The organism is Mitsuaria sp. TWR114 (assembly GCF_007997345.1).
Window position 1 is genome coordinate 1 of sequence record NZ_VOSR01001134.1, and the last position, 636, is coordinate 636.

At 65.6% G+C, this 636-nt stretch carries 1 pseudogene; it reads left to right on the forward strand.

Annotation, left to right across the window (positions count from 1 at the left end):
* Window positions 1-636: pseudogene (gene aceE / locus FUT87_RS28145) on the forward strand (pyruvate dehydrogenase (acetyl-transferring), homodimeric type); the annotation flags it as partial.

Here is a 636-nt window from a genome sequence, read left to right on the forward strand (position 1 = left end):
GATCCGCTGCTGGCGCGCGACAAGCAGGAGCTGCTGCGCAAGGTCATGCTGGAGACGCTGGACGGCGACTACCAGGCCTACAAGGCCAATGACGGCGCGTTCGTGCGCAAGCATTTCTTCGGCAAGCATCCGGAGCTGCTGAAGATGGTCGAGAACATGTCCGACGAGGACATCTGGCGCCTGAACCGCGGCGGCCACGACCCGCAGAAGGTCTACGCGGCCTACCACAAGGCGGTCAACACCGTCGGCCAGCCCACCGTCATGCTGATCAAGACCGTCAAGGGCTACGGCATGGGCAAGATCGGCGAGGGCAAGAACACCGCGCACCAGACCAAGAAGCTGCAGGACGAGGACATCAAGGCCTTCCGCGACCGCTTCAACATCCCCATCCCGGACAGCGAGCTGGCCAAGATCCCGTTCTACAAGCCGGCCGACGACACGCCCGAGATGCAGTACCTGCACGAGCGCCGCAAGTCGCTGGGCGGCTACCTGCCCAAGCGCCGCCCGCAGGCCGATGAAGCGCTGAAGGTGCCCGACCTGGCCACCTTCCAGGCCGTGCTGGACCCGACCGCCGAGGGTCGCGAGATCTCGACCACGCAGGCCTATGTCCGCTTCCTGACCACGCTGCTGCGCGAC